The 26,899-nt window shown below is 70.6% G+C and carries 26 protein-coding genes; 15 read left to right on the plus strand and 11 right to left on the minus strand.

The window, feature by feature from the left end:
- Nucleotides 1-10: 10 nt before the first annotated feature.
- Complete coding sequence (locus AW272_RS19425) at nucleotides 11-1,096, minus strand: ferredoxin reductase (protein WP_066367058.1); 1,086 nt, start codon at nucleotides 1,094-1,096, stop codon at nucleotides 11-13.
- A 126-nt stretch (nucleotides 1,097-1,222) separates the two neighbouring features.
- Between AW272_RS19425 and AW272_RS40710 the strand changes: the two genes are divergently transcribed.
- From AW272_RS40710 to AW272_RS19435, 3 genes are read left to right on the plus strand one after another with little or no spacing between them, the layout of a single operon-like run.
- Nucleotides 1,223-1,639: a UBP-type zinc finger domain-containing protein gene (locus AW272_RS40710; protein ID WP_083958476.1), complete on the plus strand. Its 417-nt coding sequence runs from the start codon at nucleotides 1,223-1,225 to the stop codon at nucleotides 1,637-1,639.
- A gap of 19 nt (nucleotides 1,640-1,658) precedes the next feature.
- On the plus strand, nucleotides 1,659-2,657 hold the full coding sequence (locus tag AW272_RS19430) for an acyl-CoA desaturase (RefSeq protein WP_066367060.1): 999 nt from the start codon (nucleotides 1,659-1,661) through the stop codon (nucleotides 2,655-2,657).
- Between the two features lie 37 nt (nucleotides 2,658-2,694).
- Nucleotides 2,695-3,621 carry a LysR family transcriptional regulator gene (locus AW272_RS19435; protein WP_066367064.1) on the plus strand — a complete coding sequence of 309 codons (927 nt, stop codon included), beginning with the start codon at nucleotides 2,695-2,697 and terminating at the stop codon, nucleotides 3,619-3,621.
- 25 nt (nucleotides 3,622-3,646) lie between these two features.
- Here AW272_RS19435 and AW272_RS42145 read toward each other — a convergent pair whose 3' ends face one another.
- Nucleotides 3,647-3,829, minus strand: coding sequence for a hypothetical protein (locus AW272_RS42145; protein ID WP_157518654.1), 183 nt, complete (start codon nucleotides 3,827-3,829; stop codon nucleotides 3,647-3,649).
- Here AW272_RS42145 and AW272_RS19440 point away from each other — a divergent pair.
- The 3 genes from AW272_RS19440 (at nucleotide 3,819) to AW272_RS19450 (ending at nucleotide 5,905) form a co-directional block, all read left to right on the plus strand.
- A complete protein-coding gene (locus AW272_RS19440) occupies nucleotides 3,819-4,319 on the plus strand; it encodes a DUF5994 family protein (RefSeq protein ID WP_157518655.1) in 501 nt (166 codons plus the stop codon). The two genes, AW272_RS42145 and AW272_RS19440, sit on opposite strands and share 11 nt — an antisense overlap.
- A gap of 75 nt (nucleotides 4,320-4,394) precedes the next feature.
- Nucleotides 4,395-5,153, plus strand: a complete 759-nt coding sequence (locus tag AW272_RS19445; RefSeq protein WP_066367066.1) for an ANTAR domain-containing protein — start codon at nucleotides 4,395-4,397, stop codon at nucleotides 5,151-5,153.
- A 14-nt stretch (nucleotides 5,154-5,167) separates the two neighbouring features.
- Nucleotides 5,168-5,905, plus strand: coding sequence for a GAF and ANTAR domain-containing protein (locus AW272_RS19450; RefSeq protein ID WP_066367067.1), 738 nt, complete (start codon nucleotides 5,168-5,170; stop codon nucleotides 5,903-5,905).
- Nucleotides 5,906-5,910: 5 nt separating this feature from the next.
- On the opposite strand, the gene AW272_RS19455 is transcribed toward AW272_RS19450, so the two are convergent.
- Nucleotides 5,911-6,285: an STAS domain-containing protein gene (locus AW272_RS19455; RefSeq protein WP_066367068.1), complete on the minus strand. Its 375-nt coding sequence runs from the start codon at nucleotides 6,283-6,285 to the stop codon at nucleotides 5,911-5,913.
- Nucleotides 6,286-6,583: 298 nt separating this feature from the next.
- Between AW272_RS19455 and AW272_RS19460 the strand changes: the two genes are divergently transcribed.
- Entirely contained in the window at nucleotides 6,584-7,651 is a 1,068-nt protein-coding gene (locus tag AW272_RS19460) for a DUF5685 family protein (protein WP_066367070.1), read from the plus strand.
- On the opposite strand, the gene AW272_RS19465 is transcribed toward AW272_RS19460, so the two are convergent.
- The 4 genes from AW272_RS19465 to AW272_RS19480 all read right to left on the minus strand — a co-directional run bounded on the left by AW272_RS19465 (nucleotide 7,648) and on the right by AW272_RS19480 (nucleotide 12,136).
- Nucleotides 7,648-7,986, minus strand: a complete 339-nt coding sequence (locus AW272_RS19465; protein ID WP_066367071.1) for a peptidase inhibitor family I36 protein — start codon at nucleotides 7,984-7,986, stop codon at nucleotides 7,648-7,650. The two genes, AW272_RS19460 and AW272_RS19465, sit on opposite strands and share 4 nt — an antisense overlap.
- A gap of 131 nt (nucleotides 7,987-8,117) precedes the next feature.
- Nucleotides 8,118-10,925 carry a M14 family zinc carboxypeptidase gene (locus AW272_RS19470; RefSeq protein ID WP_218010960.1) on the minus strand — a complete coding sequence of 936 codons (2,808 nt, stop codon included), beginning with the start codon at nucleotides 10,923-10,925 and terminating at the stop codon, nucleotides 8,118-8,120.
- Between the two features lie 267 nt (nucleotides 10,926-11,192).
- Nucleotides 11,193-11,750, minus strand: a complete 558-nt coding sequence (locus AW272_RS19475) for a YdeI/OmpD-associated family protein (RefSeq protein WP_066367076.1) — start codon at nucleotides 11,748-11,750, stop codon at nucleotides 11,193-11,195.
- Nucleotides 11,747-12,136, minus strand: coding sequence for a VOC family protein (locus tag AW272_RS19480; RefSeq protein ID WP_066367078.1), 390 nt, complete (start codon nucleotides 12,134-12,136; stop codon nucleotides 11,747-11,749). The genes AW272_RS19475 and AW272_RS19480 overlap by 4 nt, the downstream gene beginning before the upstream one ends.
- A gap of 74 nt (nucleotides 12,137-12,210) precedes the next feature.
- Between AW272_RS19480 and AW272_RS19485 the strand changes: the two genes are divergently transcribed.
- Both AW272_RS19485 and AW272_RS19490 read left to right on the plus strand, forming a co-directional pair.
- Entirely contained in the window at nucleotides 12,211-13,143 is a 933-nt protein-coding gene (locus AW272_RS19485; RefSeq protein ID WP_066367080.1) for a helix-turn-helix transcriptional regulator, read from the plus strand.
- A 192-nt stretch (nucleotides 13,144-13,335) separates the two neighbouring features.
- Nucleotides 13,336-15,420: an RNA polymerase sigma factor gene (locus tag AW272_RS19490; protein ID WP_157518657.1), complete on the plus strand. Its 2,085-nt coding sequence runs from the start codon at nucleotides 13,336-13,338 to the stop codon at nucleotides 15,418-15,420.
- Nucleotides 15,421-15,432: 12 nt separating this feature from the next.
- Here AW272_RS19490 and AW272_RS19495 read toward each other — a convergent pair whose 3' ends face one another.
- Entirely contained in the window at nucleotides 15,433-16,110 is a 678-nt protein-coding gene (locus tag AW272_RS19495) for a peptidoglycan-binding domain-containing protein (RefSeq protein WP_245657646.1), read from the minus strand.
- 343 nt (nucleotides 16,111-16,453) lie between these two features.
- Between AW272_RS19495 and AW272_RS19500 the strand changes: the two genes are divergently transcribed.
- From AW272_RS19500 to AW272_RS19520, 5 genes are all read left to right on the plus strand, one after another.
- Complete coding sequence (locus AW272_RS19500; RefSeq protein ID WP_083958478.1) at nucleotides 16,454-18,070, plus strand: carboxylesterase/lipase family protein; 1,617 nt, start codon at nucleotides 16,454-16,456, stop codon at nucleotides 18,068-18,070.
- 131 nt (nucleotides 18,071-18,201) lie between these two features.
- Entirely contained in the window at nucleotides 18,202-19,107 is a 906-nt protein-coding gene (locus AW272_RS19505; RefSeq protein ID WP_066367091.1) for an ABC transporter ATP-binding protein, read from the plus strand.
- Nucleotides 19,104-19,841: an ABC transporter permease gene (locus AW272_RS19510; RefSeq protein ID WP_066367098.1), complete on the plus strand. Its 738-nt coding sequence runs from the start codon at nucleotides 19,104-19,106 to the stop codon at nucleotides 19,839-19,841. Before AW272_RS19505 ends, AW272_RS19510 begins: the two co-directional genes overlap by 4 nt.
- A gap of 2 nt (nucleotides 19,842-19,843) precedes the next feature.
- Nucleotides 19,844-20,968 (plus strand): sensor histidine kinase, encoded by a 1,125-nt coding sequence (locus tag AW272_RS19515; protein WP_245657628.1) that lies wholly within the window; start codon nucleotides 19,844-19,846, stop codon nucleotides 20,966-20,968.
- Nucleotides 20,965-21,588, plus strand: coding sequence for a response regulator (locus AW272_RS19520; RefSeq protein ID WP_066367102.1), 624 nt, complete (start codon nucleotides 20,965-20,967; stop codon nucleotides 21,586-21,588). The genes AW272_RS19515 and AW272_RS19520 overlap by 4 nt, the downstream gene beginning before the upstream one ends.
- On the opposite strand, the gene AW272_RS45625 is transcribed toward AW272_RS19520, so the two are convergent.
- The gene (locus tag AW272_RS45625; protein WP_066367103.1) at nucleotides 21,575-24,235 is read right to left on the minus strand and encodes an ATP-binding protein; all 2,661 of its coding nucleotides are present in this window, start codon (nucleotides 24,233-24,235) and stop codon (nucleotides 21,575-21,577) included. The genes AW272_RS19520 and AW272_RS45625 overlap by 14 nt on opposite strands.
- 56 nt (nucleotides 24,236-24,291) lie before the next feature.
- Nucleotides 24,292-24,912 carry a TetR/AcrR family transcriptional regulator gene (locus AW272_RS19530; RefSeq protein WP_066367107.1) on the minus strand — a complete coding sequence of 207 codons (621 nt, stop codon included), beginning with the start codon at nucleotides 24,910-24,912 and terminating at the stop codon, nucleotides 24,292-24,294.
- 48 nt (nucleotides 24,913-24,960) lie between these two features.
- On the opposite strand from AW272_RS19530, the gene AW272_RS19535 reads away from it, so the two are divergent.
- Nucleotides 24,961-25,908 (plus strand): NADP-dependent oxidoreductase, encoded by a 948-nt coding sequence (locus tag AW272_RS19535; RefSeq protein ID WP_066367109.1) that lies wholly within the window; start codon nucleotides 24,961-24,963, stop codon nucleotides 25,906-25,908.
- A gap of 29 nt (nucleotides 25,909-25,937) precedes the next feature.
- Here the strand turns inward: AW272_RS19535 and AW272_RS19540 are convergent, their stop codons facing one another.
- A complete protein-coding gene (locus AW272_RS19540; RefSeq protein WP_066367112.1) occupies nucleotides 25,938-26,867 on the minus strand; it encodes a GntR family transcriptional regulator in 930 nt (309 codons plus the stop codon).
- Nucleotides 26,868-26,899 lie beyond the last annotated feature (32 nt).

A 26,899-nucleotide genomic window follows, 5' to 3' on the forward strand; every position in this document is an offset into this window, starting at 1 on the left:
GTGGTTCCTCTCAGAGCTCCAGTTCGACGGGGCCGGCGGCGGCCGACACGCAGGTCTGGATCAGGTCGCCGGGTTCGCCGTGGATCAGGCCGGTGCGCAGGTCGCGGACCCGGCCGGAGCGCAGGGGCGCCACGCAGCTGTGGCAGATGCCCATGCGGCAGCCGCTGGGCATGAGGACTCCCGCGTCCTCGCCTGCGGTCAGCAGCGGCGTCGAGCCGTCGGCGTCGGTCTCCCGGCCGGTCGTGGCGAACCGCACGCGCCCGCCTGCCGCGCCGGCAGCCGGGCGGAAGGGCTCGGTGAAGCGTTCGATGTGCAGGTTCTCCGCCGGGCCGGGCCATTCGGCCGCGAGTCGGTCGAGCATTCCGGCCGGCCCGCAGGCCCAGACGGCGCGCTCCGTCCAGTCGGGGCAGAGGGCGGCCAGGTCCGCCGGCGCGAGCCGTCCCACGCTCCGCGTGTGCCGTTCATGCAGTTCTATGTACGGTGACCGCGCGGCCAGCAGCCGGAGCCGGTCGCCGAAGATGACGTCCTGTGATGTGGGCGCGGAGTGGATCAGCACCACATCCGGCGGCATCGCGATTTCGTCCACCAGCAGGCTGCTCAGCATGGCCATCACGGGGGTGATGCCGCTGCCGGCGGTCAGGAACAGCAGGCGCGGCGGCGCCGGCTCCGGGATGACGAACACGCCCTCCGGCCCGGCCAGCCTGACGATCGTCCCCGGCGGGGTGCGCCGGGCCAGGTGAGGGGAGACGAGCCCACCCGGGTCGGCCTTGACCGTGATCGTGATGCGGCCGTCCGGCCGGTGCGGGGGAGAGGACAGCGAGTAGGTCCGCCAATGGCGCCGCCCCTGGACGTCGACGCCGATCCGGACCCATTGACCGGGGCGGTGCGCCCGCCAGCCCCGGCTGGGGCGGATCACCAGGGTGACCGCGTCGGCCGTCTCCGGCTGAACGCCCTCGACCCGGCCGCGAAGTTCGCCGGCCGGCCAGAGCGGATCCAGCAGGCTCAGGTAGTCTCCGGGCGACAACGGCGTGGACAGCCATCGGCCGACCTCGGCCAGCGACCTGGCGGCGTACCCGAGGGTGTTCGCGACGGTCATGCGGCGGTGATCGCCTTTCTCGGCACGGCGGCCCTTGTTGATCGCGCCCGGGTTATTCCCCCCGGTCGATCAAGGGGTGGCCACCGCTTCACCCGCAACGCGTACATTCGGCCATCACGGCGGGTGATGAGGCTAGCTCGGACCGCCTGTTTCCCTCTGCCCGCTGAGCACCTTGACTGGTGGGTGACCAGTCGGCGCAGCTTGCGCCGCTGTCACCGTGAGGGGGTCGTCGTGACCCTGCACACGCATGGGACGAATGCGACCGATCGCGCCGGCCTGAACGGTCAGGCTCCGCGCTGCGATCACGTCCATCAGCTTCCGGCCGCGCGGCGCGGACCGCCCAAATGCGAGGAATGCCTAGCTCAGGGCAGGACCTGGGTGGGCTTGCTGGTGTGCCTGACCTGCGGGTGGGTGGCCTGTTCCGACGATTCGCCGGGCGGCCACGCACGCGCTCACTACCAGGAGACCGACCATCCGGTGGTCGGCGCCCTGGAACCCGAGTCGACTTGGCGGTGGTGCTACGTGCACTGCCGGACGGTATGAACGAGACGAAAGTTAATCTATGACCATCGACAACCTGGCGGCGGAACGCCGTCAGGACTACGACGGCGCGTCGCCCTTCCCCGAGGCGGAGGACCACGACCTGGCCGGACGGACCCAGGTGTGGGTGACGGCCGCGATCGTGATCGTGCCGTTCGCCGCCCTCGGTGCCGCGATCTTCCTGGCGTGGGGGCGGGGAGTCACGCTCACCGATCTCCTGCTCGCCACGGCTCTCTATGTGGTGACCGGGCTGGGGGTGACGGTCGGCTACCACCGGCTGCTCACCCACTCGTCGTTCACCGCCCGGCCGTGGCTGCGTGTGACGCTGGCGATCGCCGGGTCGATGGGCTTCCAGGGAAACGTGATCGACTGGGTGGCGGTGCATCGCCGCCATCACGCCTTCACCGACCGGCCGGGCGACCCGCACTCTCCCTACCGGTACGGCACCGGTCTCCGCGGGCAGCTGCGGGGGCTCGCCCACGCTCACCTGGGCTGGCTGTTCGTCAAGGACTCGACCCCGGCCGAGCGCTACGCTCCGGACCTGCTGGCCGATCCGGCCATGGTCAAGGTCGCCCGCTTCTTCCCCGCGCTGTGCGTGCTGTCGCTGGCGCTGCCCTTCGCGGCGGGGTGGGCGATCACCGGCACGCTGTTCGGCGGCCTCACCGCTTTCCTGTGGGCCGGGCTGATCCGGGCCGCGTTGCTGCAGCACGTCACCTGGAGCGTCAACTCCCTGTGCCATGTGATCGGCAACAGGCCGTTCAAGACCCGCCGCCACGACCGGTCGACGAACCTGTGGCCGCTGGCCCTGCTGTCCTTCGGCGAGAGCTGGCACAACGGCCACCACAGTGAGCCCGCCTGCGCCCGGCACGGCGTCGATCGCCACCAGATCGACCCGTCCGCCGCGATGATCGGCCTGTTCGAGCGGTTCGGCTGGGCGAGCAACGTGCACTGGCCCGACCGCCAGCGGGTCCAGCGCCGTCGTGCCGGTCGGTCGCCGGAACGGGCCTCTGCCGCGGACTGACCGAATGAGTCCCGTCGGGGCGGGAAATACTGGCGCCATGGAACTACGCCAGCTGCGCTATTTCGTGACACTGGCCGAAGAGTTGCATTTCGGCCGGGCGGCTGCGCGTGAGCACATCGTCCAGTCCGCGTTGAGCCAGCAGATCCAGCGGCTGGAGCGTGAGCTGGGGGTGCGGTTGCTGGATCGCAGCACGCACCACGTCGACCTGACCCCGGCGGGGGCGGCCTTCCTCATCGAGGCGCGTCAGATCCTCGACCACGTGAGCCGGGCCGGCCAGGCCGCGCGCGGCGCGGTCGGCCCCGCCCCCACGCTGCGCGTCGGCATCATCGACGCCGGCTACGACTCGATGCCGCAGATCCTGCGCGAACTCCGGCACAGCCATCCCGGAATCACGATTCACCAGGTCGAGGCGGGCACCCCCGAGCAATATCGGCAACTGGCCGACGGCCGGCTGGACATCGCCGTCGGACCCGCCTCCCACACCCCGGCAGGGGTGAGGTCCGAGCTCATCAGGCTCGATCTGCTCGGCGTGCTGGTGTCCGACGACCATCGCTTCGCCGGCCTCGACGCCGTTCCCGTGGCCGACCTCTCCGGCGAACTCCTGCTGATCGGCGAAGAGGCGCAGACCCCCGAGCTCAACCAGTTCGTCGTCGCGCTGTGCCGTTCGGCCGGGTTCACTCCCACCATCTACGAGGGCACCGTCGAGAGCTCGCGGGCCGCCGCCGATCTCGTCCTCCAGCGCCGCTGCGTCTACTGCGTGCCCTCCTCCTTCCGCACCTCCAACCGGCCGGGCACCAGCTGGCGGCCCCTGACCGAACCGGCCACGCACTACTCCTGGTCGCTGCTGTGGCACGAGGGAAATCTCTCTCCCCACATCGCCACCGTCATCAACAGCGCCCGGCGCCTGGCCGACCGGCTCGGCTGGCTGGAACCCGTCTTCCCGGCGACCACCGAACCACGCTGATCGGCCGGAAAAAGCAATTTCCGGCTCATTTATCGCCGAATTCGATATTCGGCACCCGGTTTTTATCTCTTTGGCGTGCGAAATAGACGTACAATAAATTACCGAGGATATTTCGCGCGTTGGCAATCAGGGTTGGCGCCACCCGCGGCGATGGACGCTTCCGGCCCGTGGTCAGGGCCCGACAGGCACAGGCGACGATGACGAACACGCTCCTCTCCGAACCCAGGATCAGCCTGAATCCGCTCCTCGACCGGACGGGTACCGTCGACGGCGCGTGGTGGCCCGGCACCCGGGACGCCACGGCCGAACTGCCCGGTCTCATCTCCGCCGTCGACCTGCGGGCCGGCAGGCCGGTCCTGCGCGTGGGCCTGTATCAGGAGGCGTGGGACCACATTCCGCACCGCGTCCCGGCCGCCGGCCGCGAGGTCAGAGTCGGCTGGTTCCTCAGTGGTGACCCCGACCTGATCATCCTGAGCTTCGCGGGGATCGGGCCCATCACCCTGCTCGTGATCCCCGCGGACACGCCGCACGACCCGGCCGCCGCCGCGCTCGCGCTCGCCGCCGCGGGAACGACCGGCGTCCGTCCCGCCGACATCCTGCGACCCCCGGCTCCGGACGAGGGCACGCCGGGCCGTGACTGGGAGAGCGAGGGCGGCCACGCCGCCGCCGCCGAGCCCCTGCAAACCGCCGCCACCTGACCCGGGCCGTTTACGTGAATACGTCGAGATACGTGAATACGTCGAGATCAGTGGCATGGCAGGCAGCGGAGGCCGATGGAACAGCAGCGGGCGGAGCGAGTATGGGGGCTGATCTACGCCCATGCCCGCGCGGACGGCCTGCCGATCTCCATCGACACCATCTGTCACGCGTGCGCCGACGCGTTCGGCGCCACGGGGGTGACGATCGCCCTCACCGGAGACCTGGCGGTGTACGAGCCGGTCTCCGTGACGGGCCCGGCCGCTCACCGGCTCGCCGACCTTCAGATCACCCTGGGCGAGGGGCCGGCCCTGGCCGCGCTGACCGACCGGCGCACGGTCCTGGTGCCTGATCTGGGCAGTCCGGAGGCCGCCGTCCGGTGGCCGGTCCTCGCACCGGCGGCCGTCGAGGCGGGTATCCGGTCGGTGCACGTCTTCCCGTTGCTCCTCGGGGCGATCGCGTGTGGCGTGCTGGAGATCAGCCATGCCGACACCCGGCTGCTGACGCCCGATGAGATCGGGGACGCGATGATCTTCGCCGACGCCGCCCTGCTGATCCAGACCCATCAGCTCGTCAACCCCGACGCCGGGCCGACGGACCTGCAGCTCGGGCAGGTGGAACGGTGGGCGGAGGTGCACCAGGCGACCGGCATGGTCGCCGCGCAGATCGACGCCGACCTGACCACCGCTTTCGTCCGGCTCCGCGCCCACGCCTACGTCGCGGGCCGCAGCCTGCGTGAGGTGGCGCAGGACGTGGTGGCGCGGACGCTGCGGATGGAACCGTGGACGCCCAATGGAGCGCCCAATGGAGCGCCCAATGGAGAGAGTGAGGACTGAGGCAGGTGACAGAGATGCTCTACCGAAGAACGGCACAGGTCTTCGTCGAACTGGCCGACACCCTGGTGGCCGGTTTCGACGTCATCGACTTCCTGCAGTCGCTGGCCGAACGGGCCGTCGAGATCTTCGATGTGGACGCCGCCGGGATCCTCCTGGCCGATCCACGCGGGACTCTCACGCTGGTGGCCGCCTCCAGCGAGGAGGTGCGCCTGCTGGAACTGTTCCAGTTGCAGGAGGAGGAGGGCCCCTGTCTCGACTGCTACCGCAGTGGCACTGAGGTGACCTGCGCCGACCTGTCGGTCGACCCGTCGCAGTGGCCGAGGTTCTCGGCCGCCGCGCGCGAACTCGGCTTCTCCGCCGTGCACGCCTTCCCGCTGCGGCTGCGCGACCAGGTGCTCGGCGCGATCGGCCTGTTCAACGCCGCTCCCCGTGAGCTGCCGGAGGACACCACCACCGTGGCGCAGGCGCTCGCCGATGTGGCCACGATCGGCATCCTGAACGAGCGCACACTGCGCGAGCACCAAGTGGTCACCGAGCAGCTCCATTTCGCGCTCAACAGCCGGATTCTGCTCGAACAGGCCAAGGGCATGCTCGCCGAGCGCGCCCGGATCGATGTCGGCGAGGCTTTCGCCGTCCTGCGCAAATACGCCCGCGACCACAACCGGACGCTGTCCTCCGTCTCCCAGGAACTGATCGACAACAGAGCGGGGATGACCGACCTCATCGCCGCGGCGAGGAAACGTACCGGCTGATCATCTCAGGGGGCCACGCTCTCCTTGACGCCGGATTCACTGGGCACCGCACCGATGTCGACCGCGTAAGGCCCGAGTGTGGGCCAGCCTGTGCGGATGAGGACCCGGTGCAGCCATCTGGACACCGAGACGATCTGCACGAGACCGTTTCCCTGCGCGGTCTCCAGGGAGCGCAGGCTCTCCACGTCGATGAAACTGAGGCCGCCCAGATCGAGGCTGGGGGGCCCGTCGTCTCGCCGCACGGCGGACAGCGCCGCCATCACCGTGACCATGCCCCGGTGGTCCAGCTCGCCGTCGACCCGCACACCCGGCGGGCAGGCGAGGGAGGTGATGTGCATCGTGTCGTCGTGGCGATCGAGGAAAAGCGGCCTGATGTCCATGTCCCGTCCTTCGCGTGCTTGAACTCAGAGCCGCGGGGACTGGACGGCGCGAACGGCATCGCGGATCTGCTGACTGACGGCGCGACGCATTTCAGTAATTAGAGTATGTGCCACTTGGGGGCAAATAGCTCTCAATAATCTTAACTGCGGGCAAATGAGTCAGCCGGATATGGCCGCCAGGCGAGGCTGTGTCACTCGGCGTCCTCGCGTCAGGACGACGACGCCTGTCCGGCCGGTTCCAAGCCGTGTGCAAGTCGGACCTGGCAGGCTGATCCCGAAAATTTCGGGAAGGATCACCGTGTTCGGGATAGTTCGCCCCTGCCAGCACAACTTGTGCGGCGGGTTGTTCGCGGAGTGGATGGCCCACCTGTGCGGCCTCTGCGTGGCCCTACGTGACGAGCACGGGCAGGCCGCCCGCCTCGTCACCAACTACGACGGCCTGCTGGTCTCGGTGCTCACCGAGGCGCAGTCGCCGGTCGTCAGACACCGCCGGGCGGCGCCCTGCGCGCTGCGCGGCTTCAAGGGAGCCGACATCAGTGAGGCTGAGGGGGTCCGGCTGGCCGCCGCCGTGTCGCTGATTCTCGCCTCAGGCAAGCTCAAGGATCACATCGAGGACGGCGACGGGGTCTTCCGGCGGCGTCTGGTCGCGGCGGGTGCGGGGCGGCTGGCCGACCGGTGGTCGGCGGCCGGGACCGGTACCGCCGCCGACCTGGCGTTCGATCCGGCACCGTTGGTGGTGGCCGTACAGAAACAGGCTCTGCTGGAACGGCTTCCGGGCATGTCTCCGCTTCAGCTGACCGGGCCGACCGAGGACGCCGTCGCGGCTGCTTTCGGGCACACGGCGGTGCTCGCGGGGAAGGCGCACAACCGGGCGACGCTGGAGGAGGCCGGGCGTTACTTCGGGCGGCTCGCCCATCTGCTCGACGCCGTCGAGGACCTCGAGGAGGACCGGGCGCTGGGCGCGTACAACCCGCTCGTCGCCTCCGGCACCGATCTGGCCACCGCTCGCAGGCACTGTGACGAGGCCGTCAGCGGGCTCGGGCTCGCCGTCGCCGACCTCGATCTCGAGCGGCGCGGACTGGTGAAGGCGCTGCTGGTCAAGGAGACCGGACGCGCCGTGGAGCGGACGTTCGCCGAGGCGTCGAAGAAGGACCCCCGGGTGAAGCCCAACCCCGGCGGGCTGATCTCGCTCGTCTGCTCCGCCGCCGCGTGCTGCACGTGCGGACTGTATCGCCCCCCGTGGGACGAGGAGCGATACAAGTCGTGCGCGGATCGCTGCGGCTGCAACTGCAACTGCGACTGCGGCGGCTGCGACGGATGTTCCGGGTGCTGCGACTGCTGCGACTGTTGTAGCTGCGACTGCTAGCAGGTGGGCGCGACGGCGTCGATCTTGGCGCCGAAGTCGTTGCCGTAGACGTGCCGGAAGTCGCCGTTGCGCACGACGCGGGTCTCCTTGCGGTCGGGGACGCTGATCCAGTTGATGAAACAGCCGTCGGCGCCGGCCCGGAAGGAGCCCACGTTGTCGTGCAGCGCCGGGGGCAGGTCGACGCAGCCGTTGCTCGGGTTCCAGCACCACGACGCGCCCTTGAAGTCGCGCCCGCTCCACATGCAGATGTCGCCGGCCTCGGCCTGGGCGGCGGGGGTCACGACGGTGAGGGTGGCCAGGGCGATCACACCGGCCAGCGTGGCGATACGGATCATTGTGGTCCTCCAAACAGGGTCACAGGTTGCATTCATAGGAATACTCGCTGCGACCTGGTGGAGGCGACGTCCAACACGCGAAAAGAGAAAGCCCGGCCGGGTGGCACCCGGCCGGGCTTCCTACCGCTGGACTATCCGACGACCGAGCGGAGCGGGACGCCCGCCACGTTCAGGTCGTTGATCAGGTCACGCAGGTAGGGGTGCTCGTGGATGTCGAGACCCTCCGGGTTCGGGATCGTCAGGTAGGACGAGCCGTCGGCCTTGGCGACCGTGGCGGTGCCGGTGTACTTCGCGACCACGGCCTGGGTGCGGGCGAGGTCGGCGTCGGCCACCTGGATCTGGATCGGACGCCACTCGCCACCGAGGTTCGGCGCCTCGGCCGAGGCCTCGGCCGTGACCTCAGCCGGAGCGAGGGAACGAGCCGCCGCACGCTTCTGCGTGGCGGTGGCGGTGCCCTTCGGCTGGAGGATCGCGTTGGCGAGCAGGTGGATGCCGTTCTCGTTGTAGGCCCGGAACAGCGGGTTGTACGAGAACAGGACCGCGTGTCCGGCGCCGGTCGGCTCGTTGGTCACCGACACGCTGCCCTTGAGGGTGTCCGCGCCCACGGTGTACCCGTTCGACCAGAAGGTCGCGTTGTTCGGGTACGTCAGGACGTTGGTCCCGGTGGTGCTCGGGTTGAGGATCGGGTCGCCGTTGTTGAACTGGAAGTCCTCGGACGGACGGGCCAGACCCACCGGGTCGGAGGTCGCCGTGTCGACGCGGAAGTGCGAGCCGACGACGGTGTAGCCGGCCGGCTTGGTCCGCTCGGTGGTGCTGGTCAGACCGGCGGCGCGGGCGACGCGGGTGCCCTCGTTGCGCAGACCGATGTAGGTGCCGCCGTTGGACACCCACGCCTTGAGATTGGCCTGGCCCTGCGCGTTCAGACCGCCGGTGGCGTTGCTGCCGTCCGGCACGAGCAGGACGGTGCGGCCGGTGAAGGCGGCGGTGTTGTTGTTGATGTCCGCGGTGCCGACCGGCTTGAGGTCGATGCCCCAGCGGGAGCCGAGCACGTAACGGGCCTCGCCGTAGGAACCGGACGTGGTGCTGATGCCGGTGCCGTTGAACAGACCCAGGTCGGGGTTGGCGAGCGGCGTACCGGAGGGAGCGGTACCGTTGGCCGTGACGGTCACGCCGAGGGCGGTGGCCGCCTCGTCGAGCTCGGCCCGGTCGACCTCGGTGGGCGAGAAGCTGACGACGCCGGTGGTGAGGTCACGCTTCAGCGCGACGCCCTGCTCCAGCAGCTTGAAGGTCAGCTCGGAGGCCGAGGACGAGTCGAGCGGGAAGGAGTAGGACCCCTTCTTGGACGCGCCCTGCGCGACGCCGCCTTCCATCTTCCGGACCAGCTCGGCCGACGGGGCCACGACGTCACCGGAGTAGACGGTGTCCACGCCGGCCAGGAGCGGGTTGCTCCAGGACGAGACGTCGTAGAAGTACGGGAAGGGGGTGTACGGGTCCTCGCCGAGCGTCGCCTGGATCCAGTGCTTCTGCGGCTGCTCCATCGGGATGTAGTAAGAACCCGTGGGGATCACCTTGCCGCTCTCGGACCGGCCGCCGAAGATCTTGGCGTTGGGCACGGTGAGCGGTGCGGTGAGGCGGTAGACCTCGACGTCCATCTGACGCAGGCGCTCGACCAGCTTGCGCACGTCGCCGATCTGCCGGTTCGGCAGCAGGAAGTACGAGCGGATGGTCTGCTCCGGCACCGGGAACTGGACGGTGTTGGTGGGCTGCACGACCTCGTTGGGCTCGAGCTTGCCCTGCGCGCCCTCGGCGAGGGCGTCCTTCCAGATCTTGAAGTAGCTGGTCAGAACCTCGTGCTTGTTGGCAGCGGCCCAGCCGGTGGTGGCCCACTGGGTGTTGAACTGCTGCTGCACGCGGTCCGGGACGGCCGAGGTGGAGCCCTTCTCGAACGTCATGCCCGCGGCGCCGAAACCGGCGGCCGGGACGGTGTCGCCGTAACCCATGTAGAACAGGTCGTAGGTGGCGTAGTTGAAGTAGCACTCGACCGTCACAGCGCCACCGCAGGCGCCGTTGAAGCCGAAGCCGGCCTTGTTGGCCTCGCCGATGCGGTTGATCCAGTCAACCGGCGCGTCGGCGATCTCGTGGTGGATCGGGTCGGCGTTCGGCGGGAAGAAGTACTGCCGGCCGCCCATCTCGTGCGCGTCGATGAAGACCTGCGGCGGGTACTGGCGCAGCAGCTCGATCTTCGCGTCGGTCTCGGGCTGGCTGCGGGCGAACCAGTCACGGTTCAGGTCGAAGCCGTACTCGTTCTGCCGGCGGTTGGCGTCGCGGCCGTCCGGGTTCTGCGTCGGCAGAATGATCGTGATCAGGTTGTCGTTGCGCTTCGCGACATCGCAGGAGAGGCCGGAGGCCAGCTCGTACAGCGTCTTGAGCGAGGCGTCGGCGCCGCTCTTCTCGCCACCGTGGACGTTGCCGGCCACCCAGACGATCGCGGGGTTGTCGGTGGCGATCTTCGCGGCCTTGGCGTCGGTCAGGGTGCGCGGGTCTCGCAGCGACACGATGTCGTCAGTGAGCTTCTTCAGTCGCGCATCGGTGACGTTGGCCGAGTTGGACACGATGGCGTAGGGCAGGTCCTGGCCCAGGACGCTCTTGACCATCGTGCCGGTACGCACCCGGTCGGACGCGTCGCCGACGGCCGCGACGTAGCTCTGGATCTCAGGGGTGGTGAGAATCCTGGTCTGGCCCGCGCCGAGAGGGAACCCGAAGAACTGCTCGGGCGTCGGCACGGACGCGACGTGGGCGTTCGGGTCGCTGACGCAGTCGGCCGCAGCGGACTGCGCCGAGGCGGTCGGCGTCAGGGTGAGACCGGCAGCCACCAGGGCCGCGACGCCGAACGCCGCGACATAGGGGGATTTGTTGCGCATCATTGCGCGAAACCGCATCACGCCTCCAGGCGGAGGGGACGGGGGCGCTCGGGAGAGGAGCCCGTCCGAGGGAGTATCAAAACCACTGCGGACGGTATTGGAACGCAATAAAACGGACAAGATAGTAGAAAAGTCAACTGGCGGCTGTCAAGTCATGTGATATGCGACATATTACCAGGTCACAGGGGCCTCGCCTGCCCCAAAGGCCCCTTTATAACGGCCGATAACGACTGGGCGTCTTCTTCGCAAACACCGCAAGATTGAGCAGGTCGCCGGTCGGATCCCTCAGGTCTTCCCGGAGGATTGGGCCGCGCCGGTACGAAGTTCGCCGAGCACCTTCTCCAGCCGGTCGGCCCGTCCTTTCGGGCTCCGGGCCTTGAGCAGCGGCAGGATCAGCAGGTAGCGCGCGGTCTTGTCGAGCCGGTCGAACACCGCCCGCAGCTCGGGATCGAGCGCCGCCGCGAGGTCGTCGGGCACCGTGAACTCGCTCTGCGCCACGTAGGCGGCGGCCCAGCGGCCGTCGGCGCGGGCCAGCTCGACCTCCGCCAGCCCCGGGGCCCGCATCCGCCCCGCCTCGGTGAGGGCCTCCACCCGGCGGACGTTCACCTGCGACCACGGGCTGGTCTTGCGCCGCCGCGAGTATCGCTGCAGGTAGCTGTGCTCGTCGTGGCCCTTGCGCTGGCTGTCGATCCAGCCGTAGCAGAGCGCCACATCGAGCGCCTGGCTGATGGTGACCGACACCAGCGGCGACCCCTTCTTGCCGATCACCAGCCAGACCCCCTCTCCGGCGTGGTTGTCGGAGAGCCAGGCCTCCCAGGCCGCCGCGTCGGGAAAGTGCATCATCGGGCGAGAACCTCCAGATAGTGCTGGTTGTACATGATGCCGAGCACGTTGCCGAACGGGTCGACGACCGACGCCGTCACGAACCCCTCGCCCTGTTCTGTCACCGGGAGGTGGACCGTGGCGCCCAGGTCGAGCAGCCGGCGGAAGGACGCCTCGATGTCGTCGACGTGCCAGTGCATGATCGCGCCGCCGGGTTCGCCCGGCTCGCCGGCGGGGGCGTACTTCCGGTCGATGATGCCGAGCTCCGACTGGTAGTCGCCGAACCGGAACTCGTAGTAGCCCGGCTTCTGGAAATAGGGCTCCACCCCCAGAACCTCGGTGTACCAGTCCTTGGCGACGTTCAGATCGTCGGCCCAGAACGTGATGGTGGCCGGTCCTCGCAACATGGTGTTGCTCCTTTCATCTGCCTCCAAATGTAGATCCAATCGCGGAACGTGCGGTTCCGCGATTGACTGGGAGAGTGCTCGAGACCTCCGTCAGGCTGCTCCGCCTGCTGTCCCTCCTCCAGTCCCGCCCCGACTGGGGCGGCCCCGAACTGGCCACCCGCCTCGGCGTGACCGGCCGGACCGTCCGCAACGACGTGGAACGCCTCAGAATCCTCGGGTACGAGATCCTCTCCACCCCCGGCGTCGCCGGCGGTTACCGGCTCGGCGCGGGAAAGGCCCTGCCCCCGCTCCTGCTCGACGACGAGGAGGCCGTGGCCGTCGCGGTGAGCCTGCACGCCGCCGCGGGAGGCACCGTCACCGGCATCGAGGAGACCTCACTGCGCGCGCTGACCAAGCTGCAGCAGATGCTGCCCTCACGGCTGCGCCGCCGCATCGACGCCGTCGGGATGGCGACGGTCTCCGTCCACCGGCGCGGCCCGACCGTCGACGCCGCCACCCTCACCCACATCGCCGCCGCCGTCCGCGACCACGAACGCCTGCGCTTCGACTACCAGGTCCGCGACGGAACCTCGGGCGTCCGCGAGGTCGAACCCCACCGGCTCGTCCATACGGGCCGCCGCTGGTACCTGCTCGCCTGGGACGTCACCCGCGCCGACTGGCGTACCTTCCGCGTCGACCGGGTCCGCCCCCGCGTCCCGAACGGCCCGCGCTTCGTCCCCCGCGAACCCCCGGCGGACGCCGCGACACAGGTCATGCGCGGCGTGGGGTCGGCGGCCTACCGGATCCCGGCCCGGGTGCAGTTCCACGCGCCGATGTCGCGGCTGACGGAACTCCTCACCCCGGCGGCGGGCCTGTTGTCCGACGACGGCGTCCTGGAGACCGGGGCCGACTCCCTGAGCGATCTGGCCGCCTTCCTCGGCAGCCTGGGCGTCGACTTCACCGTGCTGGACCCACCCGAGCTGAAGGACTTTCTGCACCGCTTGGCGGAGCGCTACGCCCGCGCCTGACGCCAGTCTGGTCGCGCGGTTGGTTAGCGGTGTGACACGAACTGCCAGTACCTGGTGCCGGAGTTCGTGCCCGCGCTCGATGGCGCAAGCCGCTTTCGTTCGTCATGCTCTCACTAGACGGTTTATCGATTTCGGGGGAAATCGGCACGGTCGCGTGGAAGTGCTCGTTGACAGTCCAGGGAGGCGGACTGGATGGGGCTACTGGGGGACTATTCGGATACGGAGCTCGTGGAGCTGGCCAAATCCACGAGAACGCGGCGGGAGGCGCACGAGCGCATTTTCGCCCGATACAAGGAACGCGTTTTACGCGTGTGTCTTTCCGGGCTTGATCTGGAGCGGGCCCAGGACGCCGCGCAGGAGTCGTTCCTCGTCATGATGAACGCCGTCGGGCGCGACGGCGGACCGGAACCGGACAAGCTCTGGCCGTGGCTCCACGGGGTGGCCTCCAACAAGGTGCTGGAGGCCTACCGTCAGCGGCGGCCGGCTCCGATCGAGCCGCCTGAGGAATGGGCCGATGCGGACTATGACCGGGTCGACGAGGCGCGGCGGCTGGGGGAGTTCCTGCGACTACTGGACATCGTGGCGTCCGGGCTGACCGAGCGGCAGCGGCGGATCTACCAGTTGACGGTGCGGGAGGGGTTACGTGGGCAGGAGCTCGCGGACGCCCTCGCGACCGGCCCCGACGAGGCCAGCCGGTTGAACAACGAGGTCAGGAGGGTCGTCGCCGACGGCTTCGGCGCCTTCGTAATTGCGGACCACACGCAGTTCCTGTGGCGGGCCGGTCGGAGCGGCGAGTCCTGCCACGGGCTTCTGAAGATCATGCGGGAGTGGAATCGGCAGCACGGCCTGTGGACCGCGAAGACGTTCCCGGTCACTCTGCGGCATCAGGTTTCCCAGCATGTGCGCGGGTGCCCGGCCTGTCTGGGCGAGCACCAACGCCGAGTCCGGCCTTACGTGCCCGGCCTCATCCCGGTGCTGCTCCTCCCGGCGCTGGTCGATCGGATGGCGGAGGAGTTCGCGAAGGTCTCCGCCGAACAGGACACTCGAGAGGGCGCCGAACAGGGCTGGCCGGAAGGAGCCCGGCGGCGCGTCGAGCGGGATGTCACGGCGCCGATGCCTTCACCCGCACCGCGACGTGCACAACGACCCTCGCCGCCAAGTACACAACGGCCCGCGCCGCGACGGAACCGGCGACGGCCGCGACGGGCCGGGCCGAGGGTCGGCAACGGGCTGGTCGCAGGTCTCGTGCTGGCCCTGCTGGCCGGTGTCGGATACGTGTGGGCGGAGTCGGGCTCTCCCACCGACCCGCCACCCGGTGCGTCGCAGACGATCCCCGCCGTCCTCACCTCCCCGGCTGAGAGGACCACGGGCAGGCCCGCTCCTACGCGGAGCCCTGCCTCACCTCCCGGAGCCACCCCCGGAGCCAGCTCTCTGGGGAACGCGGCCGGTCCCACGCCCGGGACGCCGCCGGCCGTGCCTGCTATGACGTTCTCCTCCGGGTCGCTCGCCCTGGAGGAGGTGTACGTCGCCACGCTGACCGGGTTCGGCGCCGACGAGCTCGTCGACATCACCGGCGACCCCTCTCCCGAGAAGACCACGAGGCGAGCCGACGCGAACGGAGCCGCGACGATCCCGCTGACCGTGGGGCCGTCGCAGGACGCGGGAGAGTACCTGATCACCGCCACCGGACGGCGGACGAAGATCTACACGACGGAGGCCGTCACCGTCATCGCGCCGAAGCTGACGGTGTCGGTCCCTGAGGTCGCCCAGGGTGAGAGCGCCATGGTCGAGGGCACGGGCTTTCCGTACAACACCGAGATCACGCTCATGGTCAGCCCCGGTGAGGTACCTCTGACGGCCGTCACCGGCTGCTGTGCCGGGACCTTCACGGTGCCCTTGCCCCCGCTCACCACCCCCGGTCGGTACACGATCCAGGCCGAGGGGTTCACCGCCCAGGCCGAGGTCTCGGTACGTGCCCCGCTGTGCCGGCTCGCGCTGACCATGACGTACCGCATGGAGACGATTCCCGCTGCGCCTCCGTTCGGCGGGACGGAGAAGCGGATCGACGTCCTGTCCGCCACCGGGCTCCCCGCGGGCGCGACCGCGACGTTCACCCACGAGGAGAACGGCGGGAGAGCCTCCATCGGCACGAAGGTCGCCGACCAGAACGGCACCGCCAGGATTGACACACGGGTCGGCACCGGCGTGTTCCACGTCTCCGCGCCCGGCTGCGAAGACGGGACACACGACGCGGGACGAGGGCCGATCGTCCGCTGACCGGCCCGCCCTTCAGCGGTGGCAGCGAGCCGAGGAGTCCACGGCGAAGTCGAGGAACCTCAGCTTCCTGCCGCCTTCCTTCAGGGGGAGGCCCGCGGAGATGCGTACACAGGCGTTCTTGTCGGCGGCTGAGGTGAGAGTGTCGACGAAATCGTTGATGAACTCCTCCACCATCTGCTCGCAGGCGAACCTGGAGATCTTCGCTGGGGCCCTGAGCGGGGTGCACACTCCGAGGGAGACCAGGTCGATGACCACCTTGTTGACCAGTTCGTGGCTCGCCGCGACCCTGCTGCCCGCCTGACGGGTGACGTCCCGGGTCACGATGAAGCGGCAGATGCCGTTTCCGCAGTTCGGCGCGCCGATCGGCAGTGCCAGCGAGGGTGTGATCAGCGCGGCGAACGTGTTCGGGCCGGCTTTCCCGTCGGGCTGCAGCCCGTGTGCTTTCTTGAAGGCGCTGACGTTCTTTTCCGTCTGCTCGCCGAACACCCCGGTGACCAGCTGGTCCGGGTAGCCGTTGGCGCGCAGGGCCTGCTGGAGGATCTCGACACAGGGCGTCTCGCCGGGCCGGTCGACGTCGCCTCTCCGCAGGACCGGGCAGTCATGCGCCTCGCCCGGCCGACCATTCGCCTCGCCCGGCCAGCCGGGAATGGCGATCGAAATGATGGATACGCCCAGCAGACCCAATCCCACCAACCACAAGAATCTCTTGAACACCCGCATGGCGAGGCCTCCGACTCGACCATGGCGCCGTTTCTGGCGCCGCTCGAGAAGAGGTGCGGGATGAGACCTGAATCTCCCCCTCCGGAAAGAGAAAATCTTGAAAGAAATTCGCGGGGTTCACGCTGTGGCATTTGGACGTGCTTGAACGCCCCCGGCCAGCCCTGTGCGAGGGCGGCGTAGCCGACCGCGCTGAGGGCCGGACCACCCGCACGGCTCCGGCACATCGGCTGGAGAGCGAGCAGGAACAGGTCGATTCGTGCCATGTTCGGGACGGAACGGCGTCCGGACGGTGTCGATCTTGTAGCGTCGGGCGATGATCCACTTATGGCGAACAGTCACCACCGTCGTGACCGCTGCCGCCCTCACGACGACGGCGTTTCCCGCCGCCGCGACCGTGACTCCGCCCGGCCACCACGACGGCGGCCAGACCGCCACGGTCCGCATCGACACCGGCTGGCTGCGTGGCACCGCGGCGAAGGACCACCGGCTCTTCCGGGGAATCCCGTACGCCGCTCCTCCGGTCGGCGATTTGCGATGGCGGTCGCCGCAACCGGTCGCAGCGTGGCAGGGCGTGCGCGCGGCGACGGCCTTCGGTGACCGATGCGCTCAGCTTCCCGGCATCACGAGTCTTCCCGGTAGCGACAGCGAGGACTGTCTCTACCTCGACGTGGTCGCGCCGGCCTCCGCTTCGTCCGCGCGGCGCAAACCGGTTGTGGTCTGGCTGCACGGCGGTGGCCTGATGACCGGGGCGGGCAGCGACAACGACGCCCGCCGGCTCGCCGTCCGAGGCGACGTGGTCGTGGTGACCGTCAACTACCGGCTGGGAATTCTTGGCTTCTACGGCTATCCGGGGCTGGAGAACAGCGGCGCGTTCGGCATCGAGGACCAGCAGGCCGCGCTGCGCTGGGTGGCGCGCAACGCCGTGGCCTTCGGTGGCGATCCGCGCAACGTGACACTCGCGGGAGAGTCGGCCGGCTCGCACTCGGTGTGCGCGCAGCTCGCCTCGCCCTCCGCCGCGGGGCTCTTCCATCGGGCGATCATGCAGAGCAGCGCCTGCCGGATGGGCGACTTCGCCGCCGCCGGCGTCACCTCCTTCCTCGGCGTGCCGCTGTGGATCCCGCGTGAGGCGCACGAGGGCTACGGTCAGGTGATCGCCGCCGGGCTCGGGTGCGCCGATCCGGCCACCGCCCTGGCCTGCCTGCGCGGCAAGCCGGTCCCCGAGCTGCTCGCCCAGACGCCGCTGCCGCTGCCGGGCTACGGCAACGCCGTCCTGCCGGAGGACCCTGCGAAGGTCTTCGCGGAGGGACGGTTCCACCGGGTGCCCGTGTTGTCCGGAACGACCCGGGACGAGGGCACGCTGTTCGCCTCGCTGCTGTTCACCGATCCCGGGCAGGAGGCGTTCGAGGCCGCCGTACACCGGAACTTCGGCGACAAGGCCGCGGCCGTCCTGGCGAAGTATCCGTCGAGCGAGCACGGTTCGCCGCTTCAGGCGGTGGCGGCCATCATGAGCGATTTCGAGTGGACGTGGGTGGCCCGCGACAACAACCTGCTGTTCGCCGAGCACGTGCCCACCTACGCCTACGAGTTCACCGACCGTACCGCGCCCCCGCTTTTCAGCCTGTCCAATGGGGTCCAGCCCCTCGCCTTCCACAGCGCGGACCTGTCGTACCTGTTCGACACCTCCTCGCTCACCGCCCCCCTGAACAGGCAGCAGCGCCGGCTGAGCGACACGATGATCGATTACTGGACTCGCTTCGCCGCCACCGGCACCCCCAACGGTCCCGGCCTGCCGCGCTGGCAGCCGGTACGGCCCGGCGATCCCACGCCCTACGTCCAGGGACTGGGCCTTGGCCCCGGCGGTGTCGGCCCCTGGGACCAAGCCGCCGCTCACAACCTGGCCTTCTGGGACACGCTGACCGCACGCTCCTGACCCGCTGACCGCCGCCTTTTCGGGCATCGTCCCATGACGGCCTGAAACGGATCTATCCACCGATCGGCTGAGTCGAGATCCCGCCCGTTGGGCGGTGCCGGAGAAGGGGCCCGGCGGCGCAATCTTGGCGCATGCCACCAGTGATCGAGGTAAGCAACCTCCACAAACGCTACGACGACAAGGTGGCCGTGGACGACGTGTCGTTCACGGTCCACCAAGGAGAGATCTTCGGGATCCTCGGCCGCAACGGGGCCGGGAAGACCACGACGGTGGAATGCGTCGAGGGTCTGCGCACGCCGGATCGGGGGACGATCTCGGTGCTCGGGCTCGACCCGCTGACCGACCGGCTGGAGCTGACCCGGCGGCTCGGCGTCCAGTTGCAGGCCGGGATGCTGCCGGGCCGTCTGCGGGTCGGCGAGGCGCTGGAGCTCTACAGCTCCTTCTATCCCCGCCCGGCCGACTGGCGCGGGCTGCTCCACGACCTCGGACTCTCCGAGAAGGCCCGGTACGCCGACCTGTCGGGCGGCCAGCAGCAGCGGCTGTCGATCGCGCTGGCCCTGGTCGGCAACCCCGACGTCGCGATCCTGGACGAGCTCACGACCGGGCTCGACCCGCAGGCGCGCCGCGACACGTGGGAACTGATCGAGGGGGTGCGGGCGCGCGGGGTGACGATCGTGCTGGTCACCCACTTCATGGAGGAAGCCGAGCGGCTGTGCGACCGGATCGCGCTGATCGACGCGGGCCGGGTCGTCGTCGTGGACACGCCCGCGGGCCTGACCTCGCGTGCGCGGATCGAGCAGCGCATCCAGTTCCGGCCGTCACGCGAGTTCGACACCGGACTGCTGGCGAACCTGCCCGAGGTCTCCGGCGTCAGCCGCCGGGACGAGTTCGTCGTCGTCACCGGCGACGACGACGCGCTGAACGCCGTCATGGCGGTGCTGGCCCGCAACCAGATCACGGCCGGGCGGCTCCGCGTGGAGCAGGCCAGCCTGGAAGACGCTTTCGTGGAACTGACCGGTCGAAAGGACGCGCGATGAACGGCGCTACGTGGCGGCTCATCGCCGTCGAGGGCAAGCTCAGCATCCGGGACAAGGCCGCCCTCGTCTGGGGTGTCGCCTGTCCGCTGGTCGTGCTGGTCATCCTGGGCAGCATCCCGTCCTTACGGGAGCCCATCACCGAGGATCTGACGGTCTTCGACGTGTACGTCCCTGTCCTGATCCTGTTCAACGTCGCCATCCTGGCGATGACCGCACTGCCGTCCACGCTCGCCGGGTACCGGGAGAACGGCGTCCTGCGGAGGATGCGGACGACCCCTGTCGGGCCGGTCAGAGTGCTCGCCGCCCAGCTCGTGGCCAACTTCGTGATCGCGCTGGTCGCCATGGCGCTGTTCCTCGCGGTGGCCGGCCTGGGGTTCGGGGTCGAACCGCCGAGGAACCCGCTCGGGTTCGCCGTCGCCTGGCTGCTGGCCACCGCCGCGCTGCTCTCGATCGGGCTGCTGGTCACCGCGCTGGTGCCGTCGCGGGCGGCGGCCACGGCGATCGGGACGCTGCTGTTCTTCCCGATGATGTTCTTCGCCGGCCTGTGGGTGCCGATCGCGCAGATGCCGCCGCTCCTGCAGGACGTCAGCGCGTACACGCCGCTCGGCGCGGGCATGGGGGCGTTCCAGGACGCCTACCTGGGCGACTTTCCCTCGGCGTCGCCGCTGGTGATCCTTGTGGTCCACGCGGTGGTGTGCGCGGCCATCGCCGTCCGCTGGTTCCGCTGGGAGTAGACGTGCCGTTCCTACTGGTCGCCGTCGTGCCGTTCACGCTGCTCGCGGGGCTCACCGGATATCTGGCGGCGGCCGGATATCCGGCCGCCGACCTCTGGCTCTGCGCGGTGGCGGCGGCGTGGATGCTCGGCCTCTACCGGTGGCGCGAGAAGCCGGTGTTCTTCGCCGGGCTGCTGGTGATCGCCGCCGTCATGGTGCTGCGGAACCCGGTGTTCGGGCTGTTCACCCCGGTTCCCTACATCTACGCCTTCACGATGCTGCGCTGGCCGTGGCGGCTGGCCGGGGTCGGCCTGACGGCGGTGGTGTCGGGGCTGGCGCAGGCGTCGCCCGTCCCGGGGCTGCTGCTGCCGCTCGTCATCGTCGGGGTCAACGTCGTCATGATGGGGACGACCGCCTGGGTGCTGCACACCGCCGACCTGGAGCGGGAACAGCGGATCGAGGCCGTGGCCCGGCTGGAGGCCGCTCTTGAGGAGAACGCCGGGCTGCACGCCCAGCTCCTCGTCCAGGCCCGCGAGGCGGGCGTGCTCGACGAGCGGCAGCGGATGGCCAGGGAGATCCACGACACCCTGGCCCAGGGGCTGACCGGGATCATCACGCAGCTCCAGGCGGCCGAGCAGCTGCACGAGGTGCCGCAGCAGTGGCGGCGGCCGTTCGACGCGGTGAAGGGGCTGGCCAGGGAGAGCCTCCAGGAGGCCCGCCGGTCGGTCGACGCGCTGCGGCCCGCGCACCTGGAGACCGCGCGGCTGAGCGAGGCTCTGGCGAGCGTCGCCGATCGGTGGTCGGCCCTGCAGGGCATCCCGGTCGAGGTCACCACCACCGGGACGGTCCGGTCACTCGACGCCGCGACGGAGTTCGGACTGCTGCGTACCGCGCAGGAGGCCCTCGCCAACGTGGCCAAGCACGCCGGCGCGCGGCGGGTCGGGGTGACGCTGTCCTATTTGGAGGGGGAGGTGGCTCTGGACGTACGGGATGATGGAAAGGGTTTCGATCTTTCCCGGCACAGCGAGGGATTCGGACTGTCCATCATGCGGCAGCGCGTGGAAGGGCTGTCCGGGAGCCTGCGCGTCGAATCCGAGCCCGGCCTGGGGACCGGGATCTCGGCCTGCGTCCCCTGGAGGTCCGCATGATCCGCTTGCTGATCGCCGACGACCATCCCATCGTCAGAGACGGTCTGTGCGCCATGTTCGCCGCCGCGCCCGGCTTCGAGGTGGTGGGGGAGGCGGCCGACGGCGCCGAGGCGGTGCGGCTCGCCGGTGAGTTGCGGCCCGATGTGATCCTGCTCGACCTGCGCATGCCGGGAGTGGACGGGCTGACCGCGATCACCGAGCTGACCAGGCTGGGCGTGACCTCGAAGATCCTCGTGCTGACGACCTACGACACCGACTCCCACGTGCTGCCGGCGATCGAGGCGGGCGCGACCGGCTACCTGCTCAAGGACTCACCCCGGGAGGAGTTGCTGCGCGGCGCGCGGGCCGCCGCCCGGGGGGAGAGCGTGCTGTCGCCGTCGGTGGCGGCCCGGCTGCTGACGCGGGTACGCACCCCGCCGCCCCTGCTCAGCCCACGTGAACTCGAGGTCATCGAGCTGATCGCGGCCGGGAACGGCAACCGGGAGGCGGCCGCCCGGCTGTTCATCACCGAGGCCACGGTCAAGAGCCACCTGCTGAACATCTACGCCAAACTCGGCGTCAACGACCGCGCCGCCGCCGTCGCGGAGGCGTTCAACCGGGGGCTGCTCATCCCGCGCTAGCCAGCGCCCGCAGTTCCGAGCGGTCCGCCGAGGCGGTCTTGGCGAGCAGGCTCGCGACGTGCGTGTCGACGGTCCGGCGGGAGATGACCAGGCGTTCGGCGATCTTCCCGTTGGTCAGCCCCTGGGCGACCAGGCCGAGCACGTCCATCTCCCGGCTCGTCACCCCCGCCGCCCGCAGACCGGGCGGCACCGGCGCGAGGCCGCGCCCGCGCCGGGTGGGCGCCCCGGCGGCGCGCAGCAGGTCGCGGCAGACGCGGGCCATCTGGTGGTCGTCGGCCTGTACGTGGGCGTCCAGGTCCACCCGCAGCGCCGCCACCGGGTCGCCCCACCCGTCGGCGACGGCGGCCTCCAGGACGAGCAGCCGCAGCACCCGCCGCCACCAGTGGTGCCCGGCGAGGGCCCGGTCGGCGTCGGCGAACAGGGCGTCGGCGAGGCCGGGCTGCCCGGCCCGGCCCGCCGCGACCGCGTCGGCGTACTGGAGACCGGCGCGGTTCGCGACCTGGGCCATGGCGGGGGAGCGGCGCAGGGCGGCGCGGGCTTCGGCGTCGCGGTCGCCGAGGACGGTCCGCAGCAGCGCCCACAGGCCCCAGTGCTGGACCAGACAGGCCTCGTCGTGGCCGGCGAGCACGCCGATCGCGTCGTCGAGCAGGTCGCGGGCGCCGGGCAGGTCGCGGGAGAGCAGCCGATGGATGCCGAGGGTGGCCTGCGCCACGGCGGGGATCTCGACCCGGGCGTGCGGGCGGGCCAGGGCCCGCGCGAGGACGGCCCGCATGGCGGCCGCGTCGCCGGTCACCGCGTGGTCGGTGGCGAGGAACAGGTCGGCGAGGCTCTCCAGATTGGCCAGCCGCAGCCGCCCCGCCTGCTCGGCCGCGCTGCGGGCGAACACGGCCGCCGCCTTCGGGCCCCGGGTGTTGAGCGTGATCTCGGCGAGGAGCACCTCGCTCCAGGCCACCTCCGCGTGCAGACCGGCCCGCTGGGCCACCTCGCGTCCTTCGACGAGGGCGGGCGAGGCGGCGTCGTCGAGCAGGTCGAGCATGCCCAGGCCGAGCAGGGCGGTCACCCGGTCAGGGACCAGCCCGTGTTCCGCGCCGATCTGGGCGGCGCGGGCGAAGGCGCGGCGCGAGACGGAGAGGTCGTCGCGCGTCGCGCACCGGCCCAGGATGATGAGCGCCTGGCAGACCGTCTCCCAGCGCTCCTGCTGTTCGGCCCGGTCGGCGGCGGTGACGGCCAGGCCTTCGGCCCGGCGCAGGTCGCCCGCGCCGAAGGCCGAGTCGGCGGCCAGGACCAGCGCGCGGGGGTCGTCGGGCCGTCCGGCGCGTTCGATGTACCGGTCGGCCTCGGCCCAGCGGCGGGCGGCGAGGGCGGCCTCGGCGAGGCGCAGGCACAGTTCGGCGTGCTGGTCGCCCGTCACCTCGGCCAGCGCCGGGGCGCCGGCCTCCAGCGCGGCGGGCGCCGCGCCGAGCAGGGTCAGCAGGCGCACGCGCTCGACCGCCACGCGGGGTCCCAGCGCCGACGCGCGGTCGAGGTGGTCTTCCGCGCTGTGCAGGGCGGCGGCGTTCATGTCACGGCGGGCCAGCCGCAGGAAGATCTCCGCCGACCTGAGGTCTTCTCCGGCTGCGGCCAGGAGTTCGGCCGCGTAGGCCTCGCGGCCCGGCTCGCCCCTCGTGAGGATCACCTCGGCGGCGCGGCGGGCCAGCGACGCGCGCTCAGGCTGGGTGACCGGCGCCAGCACCGCTTCCCGGGTCAGCGTGTGCCGCCAGCGCAGGCCGCCTCCGGTCTGCACGAGCAGGTGCGGTACGGAGTCGCGCAGCGCCCCCAGCACCTGCGCCTCCGGCGTGCCGGTCATCGGGGACAGGATCGTCCAGTCGGGGTCGGTGCCGAGCACGGCGGCGGCTTCGAGGACCGCGCGGCGCTCGGGGGTGAGGGCCGCCAGGTGACCGGCGACGCGGCAGACGAGACTCCCGGGGACCACCGAGGGGCCGCCTTCCCGCAGACTCGCCACCAGTTCCTCGGCCAGGTAGGGCAGGCCGTCGGCGTGCTCCACCACGAAGCGCCGCGCGGTCTCGGGCAGGTCCGCGGCCAGGCCCGCCACCTCGGCCGCGGTCAGCCTGCCCAGCCGCAGCGTGGTGACCTCGTCTCTGCGCATCATGCGGGTCAGCACGCCGGGCACCGCCTCGTCGTCGCACACCGAAGCGACGACCAGGATCGGCTCGTCGAGGAACGCGCCGGTCAGGTAGTCGAGCACGGCCAGCGTGTCGCCGTCGGCCCAGTGCAGGTCGTCGAGCACCAACAGGCAGCCGCGCTCGCCGCCGCCCGCCCGCAGCAGTTTCAGCACCTCCCCGCAGATGACCAGCGCGGGGTCGACCGCCGGGTTGACGACCGGCTCCGGGCAGCCGGGCCACGCCTCGTGCCACTTGCCGAGCGCCTCGGCCAGCGGGCGGTAGGTGGCGCCACCCTCGACGGCGCGTCCGCTCGCCACGGCAAGTCCCGCTTTCCTCGCCTGATCGGCGGCCTCGCGCAGCAGGCGGGTCTTCCCGATCCCCGACTCCCCGCTGATCAGCAGCACCCCGCCACGCCCGCGCCGCACCCCGTCGACCATGCCGCGCACGGTGGCCAGTTCGGCGGTCCGCCCCACCATCGATCGCATGCCGTCACTTCACCCCACCGGCCTCATCGCGAGTAGGGCGAAATCCACATTCGGCGTCAGGCTCTGGTGAGGGGAAGCCGGACCGCCGGTGGCAGCGGCGCCGGGACGGGGTTCGCCATGAACGACTGGATCATCAGCGCCGCGAACCGGCGCGACGCGGCGGCCCGCAGGACGGGGGACTCGGCGCGGATGCCCTCGTTGGCCATCAGCGCCAGCACGATGTCCTCCAGCACGAAATCCCGCCGCAGCGGCCCCGCCTCCTTCGCCCGCCGGACGAGTTCGCGCACCATCCCCAGCGTGCGGTCGCGGTCGGCGGCGAAGACATCTTGGAGCGCCTGCGAGGTGAACGCGCGGGCGAAACCCCGGTCGAGGGCGTGCACCACCATCAGCTTCTCGATCACCAGGCAGAACCCGCGCCACGGATCGGCCTCCGCCAGGCCCTCTTCGACGATCTCGGAACAGGCCGCCATCTGCTCGGCGAACGCCTCGGCCAGCAGCGCTTCCTTGGTCTCGAAGTGCCGGTAGAGGGTGGCCGGCCCGACCCCGGCCCGCCGCGCGATCACCCGGATCGGCACGTCGAGGCCCTCGGTCGCGAAGGCCAGGCGGGCCACCGCGAGGATCCGCTCGCGGTTGTCGCGGGCGTCCGAACGGAGCTTCGTTCCCACTTCTGCCGTCACGGCTCTCACTTTAGCCAAACGGACGGGGTGTTCCGTTACGGTCGCCGCATGAGAGCAGTTCAGTTCATCGAATACGGCCCGGCGGGCGTCGTCCACGTGGCCGAGGTCCCGGAACCACACGCCGGACCAGGGGAGATCCGCATCGCCGTGCGCGCCTCCGGCATCTCGGCCGGGGAGATCACGCTCCGCTCCGGCAGGCTGCGTGACGTGGTGCCCATCGCCCTTCCGTACCGGACCGGGTTCGACGCGGCAGGGGTGGTGGACGAGGTCGGCGACGGCGTCACCGGGGTGCGCGCCGGCGACGAGGTGTTCGGCGCGGCCTCACCGGCCAGGCGGGGAGCCAACGCCGACTTCACGGTGCTGACCGCGTGGGCGGCCAAACCGGCGGAGTGGAGCTGGGAGGAGGCGGGCGGCGCCGCCGGCGCGGTCGAGACGGCCACCCGGGTCCTCGACCGGCTCGGCGTCGGCGCCGGGCAGACCGTGCTGATCCAGGGCGCGGCGGGAGGGACGGGTTCCGTCGCCGTCCAGTTCGCGGTCGCCCGCGGCGCCACCGTCATCGGTACGGCGAGCGAGCACAACCACGACTTCCTGCGCTCCCTCGGCGCCGTGCCGACGACCTACGGGCCGGGGTTGGTGGAACGCGTCCGCGCGCTGGCCCCGGCCGGGGTCGACGCGGTGTTCGACTGCGCCGGAGGCGCGCTGCCCGACCTGATCGCCGTCGCCGGTGACCCGGCCCGCGTGGTGACGATCGCCGACTTCACCGCGAAGGCGCACGGGGTGCACATGTCCCACGGCGCACCCGACGCCGAACCGGGCGGCGCGGCGGGAGCGGCCGACCCGATGGCCTGGCACGGGCTCACGACCGCGGTCACCCTCGCGGGAGAAGGGCGGCTGCGGGTACCGGTCGCGGCGGTGTTCCCGATCGGTGAGGTGGCGGCGGCGCACGAACTCAGCGAGACCCGCCACGCCCGGGGCAAGATCGTGCTGACGACATAACCCCCGGGGAGAGCCGTCTGCATCCGTCCTCAGCGACCTGCCACCAGGACGGCGAAGCCGTCGAGGTGGCAGGCGAGGCTGTATTCGAACAGGGCGTTCGCGTCGGACGCGTCTTCCTCGGTGAGCGTGGCCAGCAGCGGGAAGCGGCCGCTGTCGAGGAGGTCGTCGGCCTGCTGTCGCCGGGCCAGCCACCAGCGGTCGAGTGTCACGCCGGTCTCCTGTTCGGCCTCGACCTCGGCCGCCATGGACAGCGCGAGGGTGAGGACCAGGGCGTGCAACGTGAGCGCCTCGCGAATCCGGATCGTCATGGGCAGGCCGAGCCCGTCGAGGGCACGCAGGATCCATTCGGTGTGCGCCATCACGTTGGGCACGAGCGACGGGCGGGTGAACGAGATGGCCCTCGGCAGCCAGAGGTGCCGCCCGCACAGCTCCCACTGCCGCCTGGAGATCAGTTCGAGCTTGGCCCGCCACCCATCAGGCCCGGGGACGGGCAGCTCCGTCTCGCCGAAGACCTCGTCGGTCATCTGCGTGACCAGCTCGTCCTTGTTCGCCACGTGCCGGTACAGCGACATCGGACCGACCCCGAGCTCGGCCGCGAGCCGCCGCATGGACACGGCGTCGAGCCCCTCGACGTCGGCGATCGCGACGGCGGCACGGAGCACCTGCTTCCGGTTCAGCGCCTGCCGTGAGCCGCCGGCCCGCCTCGGTCTCGGCGGCGGGGCGGGTGTCCCGGGCCGCTTCCGGCCTGCGCCGACGACGGTCCCGGCGCCGACCCTCGTCTCGACCAGGCCCTCGTCGCGCAGCGTCGCCATCACTTTGGTCGCGGTCGCGACCGCGACGCCCCACCGCTGGGCGATCTCCCGGATGGACGGCATCCTCTCGCCGGGCCGCAGGTCGCCGCTCAGGATCCTGGCCCGGATCTCCGCGACGATCTGCCGGTAAGGGGGTTCGGGCCGCATGCCTGCGAGTGTACTAGTGCAATCATCCCTGT

Origin of the sequence: Herbidospora mongoliensis, from assembly GCF_001570545.1 — a bacterium.
Taxonomy (GTDB): domain Bacteria; phylum Actinomycetota; class Actinomycetes; order Streptosporangiales; family Streptosporangiaceae; genus Herbidospora; species Herbidospora mongoliensis.